Source organism: Flavobacterium sp. CSZ (assembly GCF_015350725.1).
Lineage (GTDB): Bacteria > Bacteroidota > Bacteroidia > Flavobacteriales > Flavobacteriaceae > Flavobacterium.
In genome coordinates, this window is the sequence record NZ_JADKPQ010000024.1 from 1 (window position 1) to 15,318 (window position 15,318).

Annotated in this window: 12 protein-coding genes; 1 reads left to right on the plus strand and 11 read right to left on the minus strand. The window is 36.2% G+C overall.

Features of this window, described 5'->3' with window-relative positions; genetic code table 11:
- Positions 1-265 precede the first annotated feature (265 nt).
- From IRZ78_RS22355 to IRZ78_RS22395, 9 genes are all read right to left on the minus strand, one after another.
- Positions 266-697, minus strand: a complete 432-nt coding sequence (locus IRZ78_RS22355) for a hypothetical protein (RefSeq protein ID WP_194619062.1) — start codon at positions 695-697, stop codon at positions 266-268.
- Positions 698-859: 162 nt separating this feature from the next.
- Positions 860-1,414 carry a YceI family protein gene (locus IRZ78_RS22360; protein ID WP_194619063.1) on the minus strand — a complete coding sequence of 185 codons (555 nt, stop codon included), beginning with the start codon at positions 1,412-1,414 and terminating at the stop codon, positions 860-862.
- 5 nt (positions 1,415-1,419) lie between these two features.
- The gene (locus tag IRZ78_RS22365; RefSeq protein ID WP_194619072.1) at positions 1,420-1,800 is read right to left on the minus strand and encodes a lipoprotein; all 381 of its coding nucleotides are present in this window, start codon (positions 1,798-1,800) and stop codon (positions 1,420-1,422) included.
- A 21-nt stretch (positions 1,801-1,821) separates the two neighbouring features.
- Positions 1,822-2,664 (minus strand): DUF5777 family beta-barrel protein, encoded by an 843-nt coding sequence (locus tag IRZ78_RS22370; RefSeq protein ID WP_194619074.1) that lies wholly within the window; start codon positions 2,662-2,664, stop codon positions 1,822-1,824.
- A 7-nt stretch (positions 2,665-2,671) separates the two neighbouring features.
- Positions 2,672-3,076 (minus strand): hypothetical protein, encoded by a 405-nt coding sequence (locus IRZ78_RS22375; RefSeq protein WP_194619076.1) that lies wholly within the window; start codon positions 3,074-3,076, stop codon positions 2,672-2,674.
- A gap of 117 nt (positions 3,077-3,193) precedes the next feature.
- Positions 3,194-4,072, minus strand: a complete 879-nt coding sequence (locus tag IRZ78_RS22380) for a hypothetical protein (RefSeq protein ID WP_194619078.1) — start codon at positions 4,070-4,072, stop codon at positions 3,194-3,196.
- A gap of 130 nt (positions 4,073-4,202) precedes the next feature.
- Positions 4,203-6,734, minus strand: a complete 2,532-nt coding sequence (locus IRZ78_RS22385; protein ID WP_194619080.1) for a TonB-dependent receptor — start codon at positions 6,732-6,734, stop codon at positions 4,203-4,205.
- Positions 6,735-7,634, minus strand: coding sequence for a FecR domain-containing protein (locus IRZ78_RS22390; RefSeq protein WP_194619082.1), 900 nt, complete (start codon positions 7,632-7,634; stop codon positions 6,735-6,737).
- A gap of 53 nt (positions 7,635-7,687) precedes the next feature.
- Complete coding sequence (locus IRZ78_RS22395; protein WP_194619084.1) at positions 7,688-8,203, minus strand: sigma-70 family RNA polymerase sigma factor; 516 nt, start codon at positions 8,201-8,203, stop codon at positions 7,688-7,690.
- Positions 8,204-8,399: 196 nt separating this feature from the next.
- On the opposite strand from IRZ78_RS22395, the gene IRZ78_RS22400 reads away from it, so the two are divergent.
- Positions 8,400-9,416 carry a hypothetical protein gene (locus IRZ78_RS22400; RefSeq protein ID WP_194619086.1) on the plus strand — a complete coding sequence of 339 codons (1,017 nt, stop codon included), beginning with the start codon at positions 8,400-8,402 and terminating at the stop codon, positions 9,414-9,416.
- A 382-nt stretch (positions 9,417-9,798) separates the two neighbouring features.
- Here the strand turns inward: IRZ78_RS22400 and IRZ78_RS22405 are convergent, their stop codons facing one another.
- Both IRZ78_RS22405 and IRZ78_RS22410 read right to left on the minus strand, forming a co-directional pair.
- Positions 9,799-11,802, minus strand: a complete 2,004-nt coding sequence (locus IRZ78_RS22405; protein WP_194619096.1) for a RagB/SusD family nutrient uptake outer membrane protein — start codon at positions 11,800-11,802, stop codon at positions 9,799-9,801.
- A 13-nt stretch (positions 11,803-11,815) separates the two neighbouring features.
- Positions 11,816-15,184, minus strand: a complete 3,369-nt coding sequence (locus tag IRZ78_RS22410; protein ID WP_194619104.1) for a SusC/RagA family TonB-linked outer membrane protein — start codon at positions 15,182-15,184, stop codon at positions 11,816-11,818.
- Positions 15,185-15,318 lie beyond the last annotated feature (134 nt).

The window sequence follows — 15,318 nt, forward strand, 5'->3', positions numbered from 1 at the left end:
CTTTTTAAAACCCTGTTTCTAACGAAACGGGGTTTTTTGTTTTAAAAATACTGCATTTATGTGGGATACACGATAGCTATCGGAGGTCACCTCCTTTCTTTTGAAAATCCTGTTTCCGAGGCCAAGTCAAAACCTCTCTTGTAAAAGATCTAGGAGACAGCGTGGCCGGGAAGGAAACGTACAAAATATTAATCTTTAGCTAATAGTTCTTTCCGAGAAAGACTTTACAGGATAAAACGTTATTATTAAGTTTTAATAATGGCGTTTATTTACTAGTTAAACTATTTTTTAGTAAATAAGATTTGCTAGTGAGATTAAAATGCTGTTGAATTTGTTTAGGTGCTGCGATAACTTCTTTGCGAATAACATCAAACCATTCTACTTCTTTGGTAACTTCTGCACAGCATTCGTTTTTTGAATTAAAAAAGCAGCTTTTAATACTGATCTTGTCCTTTATATAGCAATGTTTCATTTCAACAAAAAAATGTTCAGTAAACATTAAATTTTTATGACTCACAAGTTCATGATTGCCTTCGTGTAAGCCCAAATGTAAAGTATTGAGTTTTTCTCTCGAGAACCCGTTATTAAACAAAAAATGATATAATAGGCGAATTGTGTATGAAATGTATGCGCTACTTTCCATCACCATACTATCATTTACATCTTCACCAGTAACAATATAATTTTTGCAAATCATTTTATATTTTAGTTAAGGTTAAAAAAAAAGAGGTCAGCTATTAAGAAACTGACCTCACAACATTAGTCATGTTTAGTGATCTTCAAGATCAAAAAGAGATTTGTTTAGATAGCAGTAATGGATGGTTTCTATTATCTAAATATTTAGTTTATCAAAAAGTGATTACTTAACCAATAGAAAATTGTAAGTAATCTTTATTTTATCTGCAATTTTTTTTCTCACCAGGTTTGGTATTTCTATCTCAAAATCTTCCGGCTTTACTTCAAATGAACCAATGGCATTAACTCCGCTTGCAGCTTTTGAAACCTTTATGATTATAGTTACTGGTTTTGTTTTTCCGTGAATGGTAAGATCTCCCTTTAAAGTAAAATTTTTGGCTGTACTAGTAACTTCTGCAATATTGAAATTTTCTATTTTACCTTTTAAGGTGGCTTTTGAGAACTTTTCTGACTCCATATAATTTTCGTTGAAATGTTCCTCCATTAAAGCGACTTTGAAGCGGAAACCTTTTATAAGGACCAAAGCAGCAAAATCTCCTGTAGATTGCTCCAAAACGGCAGATACACTTTTATTTTCTGCAGCGACTTCTTCATTGGAAGGCGTTGACGCCTGGAATTTGATGCTTCCTGTTTTTGTGATTAACTTTTGAGCAAATCCATCTGTATTTACGGCGATAAGCAGCACTAACAGCAGGAAGTTAGTAAATTTTTTTTTCATGATCATTAATTTTCTTTTAATCCGTCAGTATTCCATTTTAGAATGATATCGATATTTGCCTGAGACATTCTTCCAGCCTGAGGCATGATCCCCTGTTGTCCGGTTTGTAATTGAATTCTATTTAATAAACCGGCGCTTTCAACTGCTGCTTTAACTTCGGCATATGTAGTAAGAGGTCTAAAACCTGCAGATCTTCCGCTTTGGTGGCAGCCAATGCAATTGGCATCAATAATCGCTTTTGCATTTTTATTATAACTGAATGCGGCTGCTGGGTCAGGGTTTGGTGTTACCGTCTCTGGAGGTGTTTCGATATCCTGATAGGTGTCAGAATCACTGCAACTCGTTAATGCAGCAAGTAAAATTGCAAATATTATTGTCTTTTTCATAGTTTATTTTGTTTGTAGTTATTAAAATACTCTGTATAGGTTAAATCCAAAAAAGAAATCTCCCTTTCCCCAATCGCCTGAGGCATTAGTAAGATATCCGCTCTCACTCATGGATTGTGAATTGGTAAATATGAGTTGAAAAACGTGTCCGCCGGTTTCTACATCGAGACCTACTGATAATGGATTTTTGTAAAATTCGGGCTTATCAAAGTTGTGCATATACTCTAAATTAACAGATAACCTTTTCGTTATTTTGTAGCGTCCCCCACCGCCAAAAGAAAACTGATTATCTCTTTCTATAGCAGGATTGTACAGGTTTTTATGCACGAATGACGGTACTAATTCTAAAGAGAGTTTTTCATTAACTTTTCTGGAGATTAAAAGCTGCTGCACGTATGTCATACGGTGTTTGAATTCTAAGCCCGGATATTGGTCTTTTTCCAGAAAGGTATTGATATCGGCAACGCTGTATCCTACAATGTCTACCGGGAAATTCGAATTTTGTCTCATCATTCGGTATTTCAGTCCGGTTTCATACATTTTGTTTAGGGTGTGTCTGGAAAGACTCACCGATAACCAATCTGTAACCCCATAAATACCACCGAGTTTTGTAGTGGCGTTATCAAGGCCAAAAAAACTGTCAAAACCGTCTTTAACAGATCCAAAACGATGCGAGACTACAAAATAGAATTCTTTTTTGGCAGCCATTTTTGTGGTCTGTAATGTTACGAGCTGTAAAGCTTTAAAAGTTGCTGTTGAGTAACTTTCTTCTACCTGGGTAGAATCAAGATCCTTAAGCAGATCATCCTGCGAGTATGCCACAGTAGCCAGAAAGAGGCAGATTGGGATTAAAAATTTCTTCATAATAGGATTAATTATTTGATTTGTTTATGGTACACTGGTCTAATTTAACTTCCTGGAATAGTTCATCATAACCAATACATTTACCCTTTAGTATTACTTTTTTATGGAGATGTTTCTCTTTTATTTTTTGTGTAAACAGGCAAAAAACAGTATTTTCAAGTGTCATTACAGAATCAGTTTCTTTGGTTACCGTACCAGTGATTTCAATTGTTTTATTGAGATACAAGGCATCTGCTTTTTTTGGATTGGAGTTATACTCTTCAAGTAATTTTGTGGCTGTTATATTGAAATCCGGCATTTCTGATTCTATATTGCGTGCTTCCTTAAAAAGGAATCCGTAATAAAAATAAATACCTGCAGAGGCCAGGATTAATAAACCCACAATTACAAATGCGATTTTTTTTCTTTTCATCTTTTACATTAATTTTTCTGGCAGAGGAATTCTCTTTTATTTCAAACTAGCCTAATGAAGATTAGACTAGTTGAAATAGAGAGGATGCTATAGAAATTTTACTGGAGTTTATTGTTTTTAGATTGCAAGAGCCAAATCTTTTACCGGTACGGGCCAAATTCCAGGACTAGGAAAACTAATACCTTTGTTAGCGCCTCTTACGTTGGCATCTTGTCCAAAATAATACAATGGCCAGCCGTTGTAAGTCAGTTGTGATTTACCAAAAACGGTAATAACAGAAAATTTAGATTTGTCGAGAATAGAAGGAACCACCATTTTGTCTGTCTCATAAATTGGCCAGACTGCATTGTTAGAAAAATCTGCTTTTGTAAAATTGTTCTTTTTGAAATTGTCATTCTTAAAAGTATACAGCGTGATCCCTTTGGCATCTGTAAAGTAAGTTGTTAAGCCATCTCCTTCAGTATAGTCTGATTTGTAGTTTTTCTGATCATGGCCTTTAAGCTGGCTTCTGACAATCATGATAGAATAATCCGGTTTGGCTATAAACCAAACACCGCCAACTCCGTCTCCGGTGGTTTTACCTGCGCTTTCTAATGTATTGGCTCCGTTTACACTCGGTGCGTAATAATATAGCGGCCATCCTTTATAGGTTAGCTGCTTTTTACCAGATGCAGTGGTTATGGTTCCAAAGTCTGATAATGTTAGACCTGCGCCTAATTTATCAGCTGTTAAATTATCTACGTTAAAAGCAGGCCATACCGCTTCACATCCTCCTGTGCAAGAGGCTTGTCCATTAGCATCTGTTGCGAAAAAATATAAAGATCTTCCGTCTTTATCAGAAAGATAAGCTCCCAAAGTCGCACTTGTAGAAAGACTAATTTCTTTTTTTACTTCAACAGTAGGAGGAGTGCCGTTATCGTTGTCACTGCTGCAGCTTACGAAAAATGTTGTTGCTATAAGAGCAACTAAAGCGAATTTAATTTGTTTTGATTTCATTGTTTTACTTTTTGATAAGGTTCAAGAGTAAAACAGGCATGATTTAAATTACCCTACCAAAGAATTGATATTTTTTCAAAAAAAAGAAAAAAACAGGGATATGATTTTCTTGCAGACTCTGTAAAATGTGCTATAACGAAACTCTAAAGCTCACATTTGGAGTTCTTTGCAGAGCGAATGTTTCTACTTCTTCAATAGAAGTGGTTAGAGAACTTATTCTGTAATATTCGCTGATTTCATTTTTCCTGTTTAGGATATTTAAAATGGAAATACCTAATTTGTACTGAATTCCATTCGCTGTTTCCCATTTATAAGTAGAGGAAATATTAACCTGTGAGAAAATATGCAGATTGGTATTGTTTGGTTTATTATACACCAATACAGGATCTGAAAGATCAATTTGTGAAAAGTCCGGAGAGGTTTTTGGTCTGCCGGAAGACCATTTGGTTCCCAGGGCAATCTTGAAATTGTTTTTCTCATAAATTGCTGCCCATGATATTGTATGAGTTAACTCGAAGTTGTTGGGGAAACTATGAAATTCATAATTGGTAAAATGGTAATTATTATTGTTGTATGTATAACTTAGCCAGGTGAGAAAGTGATTCATTCTTTTTTGGATCAGTAGCTCGGTTCCTATAATTTCATAATCTCCAGTTGTCTTTACAAATTCTAATTGGTTTTGGAATCCCTGGCTGGAAGTGGTGATTCCGCTTACTTTTTTATAAAAATTTTCCATTCCCAAAAGCCAGTCTTGCTGTTTATAGAATAGGTTTAGGGAGAGCTGTCTGCTTTTCAGAATAGGAATGGAGGTGTTATTGGAGACAATCCAGCGCCTTTTTTCAATACCGAAATAATCTTTCTGCAAATCTATGATCTGCTGGGAGTTTTGGCTCTTTAGCTCGCCCAGAAGCTCTAAATTCATACTTTTACTAATCCCATAGCTTGCTTGAAGCCGGGGTTCAAGATTGTATTTTTTAAATTTTTCGGTATAATTTACGCGCATTCCGGCCTTGATATAGATTCTGGAAAGCGTGTCATTGTATTTTCCTTCCAAAATTAAGGCGTGGGTTCTCAGAACGTCTTTTACCCTGCGATAGAAATCAGGATTAGTAACCCGCTCCAGATTGGTAATGCCTATTTCATTGTATTGATACCCATCGTTGAAACTAAATTTCGAGTTAATGGTATGGTTGTTCTCTATATTAATTCCATTATTGGTGACCGTGTTTTCCTGAATTACGATTTGATTTGCATTGGTCGTTTTTTGGTTGCCCAAAAGTTCATACGAAGAGTTGTATATATTAATTTTAGTGGTATTAAAGTTGTTCCAGTTTCTTTTCCACGATAGATTTCCGCCATAATTCTGTTGAAGTAAAACATTGTTTTCTGATTTGTTCATATTGTATACTGTGGCACTCTGAAAAACTTCGAGATTGTCTTTAATGGTAATTAAATCCAGTATTAACTGGTCTTTATTTCCAATTTTTTGAGCATATTTCAGGGTAGCGTCATAGAAACCAAATTTTTTATCACTTTTATAATCGATATTTTGGTTTTGTGAAAAATCAGTAATTGTTGTGTTTTGAAATACTTTATCAAAATATTCTCTGTAAGTTGGGGTTTCTATATAATCAGTAATTGATTTTCGGGCCGAAATTTCGATATAGCTTTTTTTCGAAAGGTTATACTTTGCATAAAGATCAGCATTGATCATATTGATTCCTGCACTAAAGGAATTTTTTTCTGGTGTTTCAGGAGTAGAGGAAATGGCCACTACACTAGACACACTTTCTCCGTAAAAAGCAGAGCTTCCGTTTTTATAGATCGAAATGGTATGCGCCAGATTGGGATTGAAAACCGATATCAGACCAAAAAAATGCCCGGTTTGAAACATTCGTATTCCATTCCATAAAAACAAATTCTGGTCGTGCGTTCCACCACGTACATTAATGCTGGCAACACTTTCGTCAAGACTGTTTACACCAGGAATTTGTTGCATGGTTTGTAAAGCATCTGGCTCGATAAGTCCGGGAAGGATACCAAATTTTTTTGGTTTTATTTCAAAAGAACCATCAGTATTTTTTGAAATTCCCGAAGCCAGGACAGCATTGGCCTTAATTTCTTCAAGAGCTGTAATTTCAGGTTCTAATAGAATTTGCAGACAATTATCACCATCTGAATTATTCGCTACTATTTTTCGGGTTGTAAATCCTACATGACTAATTAGAAAAGCAGTAGTGCCCTTTTGTTCAAACTCGAAATAACCGTTGGAATCTGTGCTAAACTGGACTTTACTTAAGCTAATATTAGCGTTTTCAAGGGGTTTACGGTCTGTGGATGAAAAAACGTATCCGCAAATTATACTGGATTGATGTTCTTTTTTATAAATATTAATGAATTGGTTGCCAATATTCTCAAAAGACAAATGGGTTTTTTGGGACAAGTATTGCAGTTTCTGGTCCAGGGAAAGTGATTTTTTTGGCGGATATATTTGCAGTCCTTCAATAAGATCTCCGGTATAATTAAAACTAACCTGATGCTGTTTTTCAATAGCAATGATGATTTTTTTAAAAGGCATGACTTTTCCTTTGTCCTGGGCAAAAAGATTCAGGACAAGGAAAAAGGCAATAAACAAAAAATGAAATTGTTTGGGGAATAACATTTATTTTTCGTCAAAAATTATGGTATTGTTGGAGGTTTTTCTAGCCTCTAAATGATAGGTTGTACTAATAATCTGCAAGGCTACAGCCAGGTCTTTAGCAGGTAATTTTCCTGTAAATAAAGCGGTTGTATCTTTGGTATTTAATTCGATTTTAATGTTGTATTGTCTCTCGACTTCGTCTAAGAGGCTTTTGATATTTTCTTTATAAAAACAGATTTGATTCTCCATCCATTCTGGCTGCAGAGATACAACACTTCTTTTGACTTGTTTTCCGTTTTGAAAACTAACGCTTTGTCCGTGAGTTAAAAGAATTTGTGTGTTGGCATAATTTACTTTTACACGACCTTCATAACACACTACATCAAACCTGTTTTTTCGTGCTTTTACGTTAAACTGGGTTCCTAAAACCGTTACCTTGCCAAGATGGGTCTGCACCTCAAAACGTCGGCCTTTGGCTACCCTGAAATACGCTTCTCCTTGTAATTCAAGATGTCTCTTGTTGTCCCAGTTCCATTTTTTATACTGTATCTCTGAGCCGGAATTTAGTACCACCTGAGAATTATCAGGCAACGAAAAAGTGGTTCTTTCTCCAAAATCTGCTTTTTGTGTTTGAGGAACCAAATATTTCAGCGCAAAGGTAATCCCAAGGGACAAAACAAAGATAGCGGCTGCGCGAAATGCCCATTTTTTATACAATGGAACTACTTTTGGAGTTTGTTTTTTCTGGCTTAAAATGTTCGACAACATCGCATTTTCATCCAGATCACCTACCTCAAGATGGTCTGTATACATTTTTATCTTTTGGTATTTTTCAAAATCGGGACTTGCTTGAAATTCAGCTAATTCATCCGGAGATAAATCATTGTTGAGCCATTTTGCCAATAAGCGATTTTTTTTCATTGTACTGCTATTATATCATTAAAACAATTAGAACTAATTTTACCCTACTTTTTTTATATATCAATTTCTTTACGCAAGCTTAACAAAGCCAAATGAATGCGTTTTTCTACTGCCTTGACGCTAATATTTAGCTCCAGGGCAATTTCGCTGTATTTCTTTGCGTCAATGCGATGCATTAAAAAAGCTGTGCGTTGTTTTTCGTTCAGGTTTTCAATGGCTTTTAAAAGTTTGACCTGAAATTGTTTTTCCTCCAGAAGATATTCAGGATTTTCATTGGTTTTATCTAAACCGGTAAAGTTTTTTTCGTATTTTAAAACGACTTTCTGATGTGCAATTTCGTTAAGACTGCTATTATTTGCAATCGTATAAATATAGGATTTTGCTTTTTCTAATGGTACCGAAGCGCAGTTTTGCCAAAGTTTGACAAATGCTTCCTGTGCTAGATCTTCTGCCTGATCGATATTGCCAAATTTGTAAAAAAGAAAATTCCGAAGCGCTTTTACGTGGCTTTTAAAGAAAGACGAAAAGACGATTTCGTCGCAAGTATTTGATGGGGCTTTGTCTGGCATTTAGATTTTCGGTTTTACGTTGCAAAAGTATTTGTTTTTAATTTAAGTAGGGTAAAAGCAAAGCTGATTGTTTTATAGAAGTACAAATGCGATTACCTTTTGATAATTTAGTACAGAAGAAGCAACAGAATGCTTTGATGTCGAATTTATTAAAAAGCAATTCTTGAAATTTTATTACCTTTGTAAAAATATAAATATGTTCCCTTTCAAAAAATATTTAGTATTAGCCGTTTTCCTGTGCTTGCTGTCTTGTCAAAGCGAAACAGAAGATCAGGACAGTCATATAGACGGAACCATTACTAATAGTTCGCCGCTTACTACTTATTTGCAAAGGGTTGCCATGGTTCCGACTGTGCAGGATAATGTAATAGACGGCTCAAGTTACTGTACTATAAAACTCCCTTATACCGTTACGGTCAATAATGCACAAATTTCCCTTACTACCAAAGCCGATTATCAAAAAGTAATAGACAATATCAACGCCAACGGGTATGATGATGATATTGTCAATATAAATTTTCCGGTCACTATGGTGTATTACAACTACATCCAGAAAGTGATTCCTAACCAAGCTGATTTTAAGGAATTAATTGATTACTGGAATTCTTACCCGGATTTGTTATCTAAAATCAATGGACTAAATATCCATTATCCTATCACGATTAATACTTATAACAGCGCCAATCAGATTGCTGCTTCGGTATCAATTGCAAATGATCAGGCTTTTTTCAATTTTGTAAAAAACCTGAATGCCAGTTCTTATATTGCCTTGCAATATCCAATTTCCATAACCGATTACAATAATCAGACAAAATCAATCACCAATAATCTGGAGTTCGAAGATGCTATTAAATATGCGATTGATTACTGCCCGGAAAACAACATGTCGACAATTGATTTTATTGCTACGCTGACCAATGGTTCATGGGATATTCCCTATTATTTTGCCGATTCAGAAAAAACTTCGCTCTATAGCGGTTATTCTTTTGTTTTTAAAGGTGACCAATCTGTAGTGGCTACCAAAGGAGGGGTTTCGGAAACCGGTCAATGGGAAAGTACGCTACAGTATGGTGTTAGGGAATTGAAAATAAATTTTAGTTCAGCGGGACTTGGTAAATTGAATAGTAACTGGAAACTCTTTGAATTTAATAGTTCGCAGGTACGACTGCGCAATGTTAGCAGTAGTACTCAGTATCTTTATTTTGAAAAATAAACACGGAACATTCTTGTTTTAGATCAGTTATTTCGGAATTCAAATTTCTTTTAAAGATAGAATTTCTAGATACCCGTGAACTGCTTTAGACATGGGAGCGGTATCCTTTTGCGACACATTACACTTCTGGCGAAACCAAACTAAAACCTCTCTCGCAAAAGATTTAGCAGACAGGACGGTTCGCCGCGGCGGGAAACGCCCAAATTATTTATATTAGAAAATATCTTATATTCTGAAATAATATTGCAAATCAAAAAAACTCCATAACTAAAGAAGAAATGTTTACATTATCCAGGTTAATGGATTTTAGATATCATCTTCTTTTGTTATGGAGTTTTATATTCTCTTTTTTTTTACTTGAATTTAAAAGAGCAGATAAATTTTAAATTTTACTTTCGTCTTCAATTGCATCCTGCCATTTATCCCAGACTTTAACACCTGCATTGTAGCCATCATAACCGTAGTTCTGACTTAACTGTCCTTTAATATTAGGCTCTATAGCAAGTCTAAACGGAATTGGCCAATAATTATTACGTTTGTCCATAGAATAAAACTTTACACCTGGCTTAATAGAAATACCAGCTGGATATTTGTTATAAAGAGTATAATGTACAATACGTTGGTACCAATAACTTCCTCCCACTGCATCTGTTCCGGATTGTTTATCCCAATTATCTTTACTATAAGTTTGGCCCCATTCATCTGGCTTTCCGCTAAGAGCCAGACAGTGTGAAATACGTTTTAGCTCTACATTTCTCCATTCTTCGAGATAAAGTTCTCTTCCTCTTTCTGCACAAATGTCACCAATGGTTACTGTAGTATACATTTGCGAAGCTTTTGCTCTTGCTCTTACGACATTTACATCCTGAGCTGCTCCAGAGGTATTACCTTGATAAAAACGCGCTTCTGCACGTAATAGGTAGGTTTCGGCTAAACGATAGATGTATAAATGTGCACTAGCTCCTGCAGTAGCTCCCTGAAAATCATTGGCTGCCGGATTTGCTTCGGCTACAACATCATGCATAAAGATTTTATAATGTGGGAAATCATACCAATCACGAATAGAATCTTGTGCTAAGAGTTTTCCGGAAGCATCCCTCATTCTAAAATTTTGTCCAGCCCATGTAGCACTACCGCCGGCCCCGGGAGCATATTTAAGATCTTCCATATTCACCCAGTTTCCAACCGTGCTGTTATGTCTAAGATCCTGTTTATCTTCAATATGATTTACAACCCACATAGGATGCTGTGAATAATAAGAACCACTGATAACACCAATACCACGCCCTATTGCTCTTTGATAATCATATTTTGCATTGTAATTTGTTTTATCAGTCAATGGAAAACGCGGTGCTGCTGTTTTACCATCAGGAGTAATTAAATTAGCATCATTCCAGTTAGGTCCAAAAATTCTCATCGAAGAAAATGCTAAAAATGATTGTGCTCCTCCATTTGGGGCAACCAATATCGCTTCAGTATTAGCAGAAATTACCTTGTTCTCAGGTCTGTGCAAATCCCAGATCACATTTCTGGTAATAGGCCATGCAGTAGGGTTTCCTCCCGGATCAAAAATCCCTAAAGTATTTTGTACCAAAGAATAACCTGATTGATTAATCAAAATATTGGCTTGTGCTTCTGCATCAGCAAATCTTCCGGAGGCTAAATAGCACTTTATTAATAACTGACGGCATGCACCTTTGCTCACCATACCTACATATCCTATTTTTGATTGTTCCGGTACAAATTGTACAGCTTTCTCCATATCCGCTGTAATCATTTCAATGATGGCTTCCTTTTTAGTAGAGTAATAACTCTGTTTAGGAACCGACAAGATTTTGGTAATCAATGGAATGTCTCCAAATTGATACACCAGATTAAGATAACGGTAGGCTCTGTGAAAATAAGCCTGCCCGATATATTTATTTTTAACTTCTTCGGATAAAGTGGTCACATTACCAATAAAGGTTAGTACGGTATTCGCATTTTTAATACCCGTATAGGCTTCTGTCCAGAGAAATCCAAGATAAAGTGCTTCTCCGCCTGGGTCTCTTCGAAAATCTCCGGTAGGAACTATAGTATTGGCGTAATCAGCAATATTACTACCTGTATCCGTTTTTCCGTAATGAGCCATATCAGAGAAAAGATATTCTGAAGCAATAGGCACACTTACACCAGAATAACCATAGTGAATATAATTATTACGCAGTTGTTTATCACAAAGTGCTAAAGTGGCCTGCAAGCCGGCTTCGGTATTAAATGTATTTTCAGGTTCGTAAAACGAAAGCGGATCTGCTTCAAGAAAATCTTTTGAACAAGAGGCAGACAAGGCAGCCAGCACAATCAAAGGTACCAGTCTTGTTATTTTATTTTTTATATATCTTTTCATTGTTGAATTATTATTAAAGTTGGAAATTAAAGCCTAAATTAAACTGTCGTGTAGCCAATCCTCCTGTTTCCGGATCTCCAAAATATTTCCATTCTTTAGAGGCAGACCATGTTGCAACGTTTTGAACTGAAGCATAAATTTTGATACTTTTAATATGTACGCGGTCTAAAAGATCTCTTGGAAGTGTATAGGCAAGTGAAATATTGTCCAGACGAATAAAACTGCGATCATACAATTTCCCTGGTGCAACAGGAGTTCCGGCAGGTCCTTTAGCATCAAGACGTGCCCAATCATTAGTTGGGTTGTCTAGTGTCCAATACGGATTTACGTATGGATTGAAGTTGAATTTATATAAACTGGCATCGTTGAAAGTATTCATATAATTTGAATTAAGTGATTTACCTCCCACATTGGAATACATACTGATTGCCAAATCCCAATTTTTATAAATCTTAAAATCATTGCGCAACGACCACTGTACAGGAGAATTTGAGTTTCCTAAAAACTGCTTGTCTTTTTCATTATAAACCGCTTTTTTATAAGGAACACCATCAGGTCCTACTGCATCTACATCGTCTGTAGTATAGCTATTTGCTACTTTTGGATCTCCAGGACGCTGCCCGTATTTTTGGGCTTCTTTCCATTCGTCTTTTTGCCAGATACCAGTCACGCGATAATCCCAGATTTGAGAAATGGGTCTGCCTATAAACCATCCGTTAGCTGAATCGTTACCCTCTTTTTTCCCAATAACATTTCCATTGTCATCCTTAATATCTACCATGTTACCGTATAATGAGACAATTTTATTTTCGTTATAAGATATTCCAAATGTAGTACGCCATTCAAAGTTTGGTTTTTTCATATTAAGAGTGCTAATACTTAATTCAAAACCTTGATTTTGAACCTCTCCAAGATTGGTTGCAATGGATGAAAATCCAGTAAAACCAGGCAGGGATTGACTCATAATCATATCATGAGTAGATGATTTGTAGAAGTCTAAAGTAGCCGTTACACGATCCTGTAAGAAGCCTAAGTCAAGACCAATATTTGTTGATGTTGTTTTTTCCCATTCCAGACTTGGATTTGCCATACGATCAAGTGCTAAATACTTGATTTCAAGCGCTTTTCCCGAAGGGTCTAAATACCCCATTGTCCCTGTATTTACAAGGTTTGCAAAAGAAACGTAAGGATCCGCAAGTGACCTGTTTCCATTTCGACCCCAGGACAAACGCAATTTACCTGTGCTCATCGCATCCCAATTAAACCAGTTTTCATTTTTAAAGGTCCATGCTACTCCAAAAGAAGGGAAAACGGCGTAAGGATTTGAAGCTCCAAATGCAGAATATCCATCTCGGCGGACAGTCGCTGTAAGCATATAACGATTATCATACGAATAGAAAAGTCTTGCCATCAATCCATCTGCCGTTTCATGCGTGTCGTTTGATCTAATTGCGCTATTTGCCATTGTTGCAGTATTCACAAGATGAAATCCTAAAGCATCTGATGGCTGAATATTATTGGCATCCATTCCGTCTGACCAATAACGGCGCTCTTCAGCTTCCTGAACAAAAGTGGCTACGATGTGATGTTTTTGAGCAATTGTATAATCCCAGGTTAATGTATTATTCAGGTTGTAATCAAATCTTGTAGCATTATTTCTATTTGCCCCGGTGGTAGCTGCAGGCCAGTTTGGGTTTTGTGTTGACCTGAAATAACGATCGTGATAAAATTGATAACGAGGAGCAATGTTAAATGAATAAGTGATCCCTAAAGGCAAACTTACCTTTGCATTGAAAATGGTATTCAATGTTGTATATCCTGTTTCCTTCTCAATAAACTGGCGTTCGTAGTAATAGTTATAATTCTGCCCGGAAACATTTTTCCCCATGGGCTGTCTCTCATAATTGCCATTTGCATCTCTAAAGGTTCCAAATGGGCTGGTTCTCATCATATTATTATCCCCGGCGTTTGTACCTAAAGAGGGAGTAATATCTCCATCTGATCGATCCTGAAAATTAACGTTTATTCCAAGATCAAGCCAGTCTGTAACTTTAGCGTCCACTTTCATATTAGAACGAGCTGACTTATAATCGTTTCCTACAATGGCTCCTTCTGAAGTTAAATAACCAAAAGACATATAATAATTGACTCTCTCGCTTGCTCCGGAAATACTCAAATTATTATCATGATTAATCCCTGTTCTAAAAGAACTATTGCTCCAATCGTGTGTTTTATCTGCCAGAAAATTTGCCATTAGTGAAGGATCAAAATTCAGTCCCAAACGTGCCCCCCATACTTCTTTGGAACTTTTTCCTGTTGTCTGCGCATTTGGTTGGTAAGCTAACCATTGGGCTTCAGTAATACCCCATTTGGCTAAATCATTAGGACTTGAAAAATACCCCGGCTTACCAGCAGCAACTGCGCCTGATATCCACGCTTCGTATTGCCCGGTTGTGGTATTGGCACCATAAGTTTGAGCAGTTTCCCAATCTTCACGATACTTTAAGTACCCTTCCGGAGAATACACACCGCGATAAGCACTCTTATTGCTAATGGTTGTATTGGTAGTAAAACTAACCATAGGCTTACCGGTTTTACCTTTTTTGGTTGAAATAAGAATAACTCCTGCTGCTGCTCTCGATCCATATACAGATGCTGCCGATGCATCTTTTAAAATATCAAGCTGGGCAATATCATCAGGATTGATTTCTGAAAGTTCACCATAAAACTGCATTCCGTCTAAAATAATAAGCGGAGAGTTATGAGAACCTGCAGTGTAAACAGAACTCTGCCCACGAACTTGTATATTTCCTCCTCCTTTTGCAGAAGGATCATAACCTACCCTTACACCCGGGGTTCCTCTTAATATATCCTGAACGGTTTGTGGATTTTGGTTAGCCAGCTTATCAGGAGTTACCTGAACGATAGCTCCCGTTAAATCCTTTTTCTTCATTTTACCATAACCTACTACGACTACCTCGTCTAACGAAGTGGTTGCCTTTTGCATTTTTATAGTAAGTGAAGTTTGTCCTTTTAGAGCCACTTCTGTATTTGCATAACCTAAAAAGGACACTACTAATACTGCATTCTCGTTATCTACTTTTAAAGTAAATTTCCCGTCAAAATCGGTTAAAGTAGCATTTTTACTTCCTTTTTCTAATACGGTTACTCCCGGCAACGGCATACCGTTTTCATCATTGATCTGTCCTTTAATGTTTTTTTGCTGTTGTACATTTTGAGATTTTGTTGTACGCTTAGAACTAACGGCGTATCCATCAACTTGAGATAAAGAAAGCAAGACGCAAAACAGCATCATTTTCTTTTTCAAATTAAATCCAGATACGCAATTAGGACTTTTTTTAATCCTAATAAAATTTGTCATTTTTGATTGGTAGTTGGTTAATTAATTAGTTAGTTTGAAAAAATCACAAGCGACAGTGGTAAAAATCGATTTGTGATTTACCGTGCAAAATTGAATAATAATGGTTTTCGGGAGGAGTAATAAAATACGTTTTT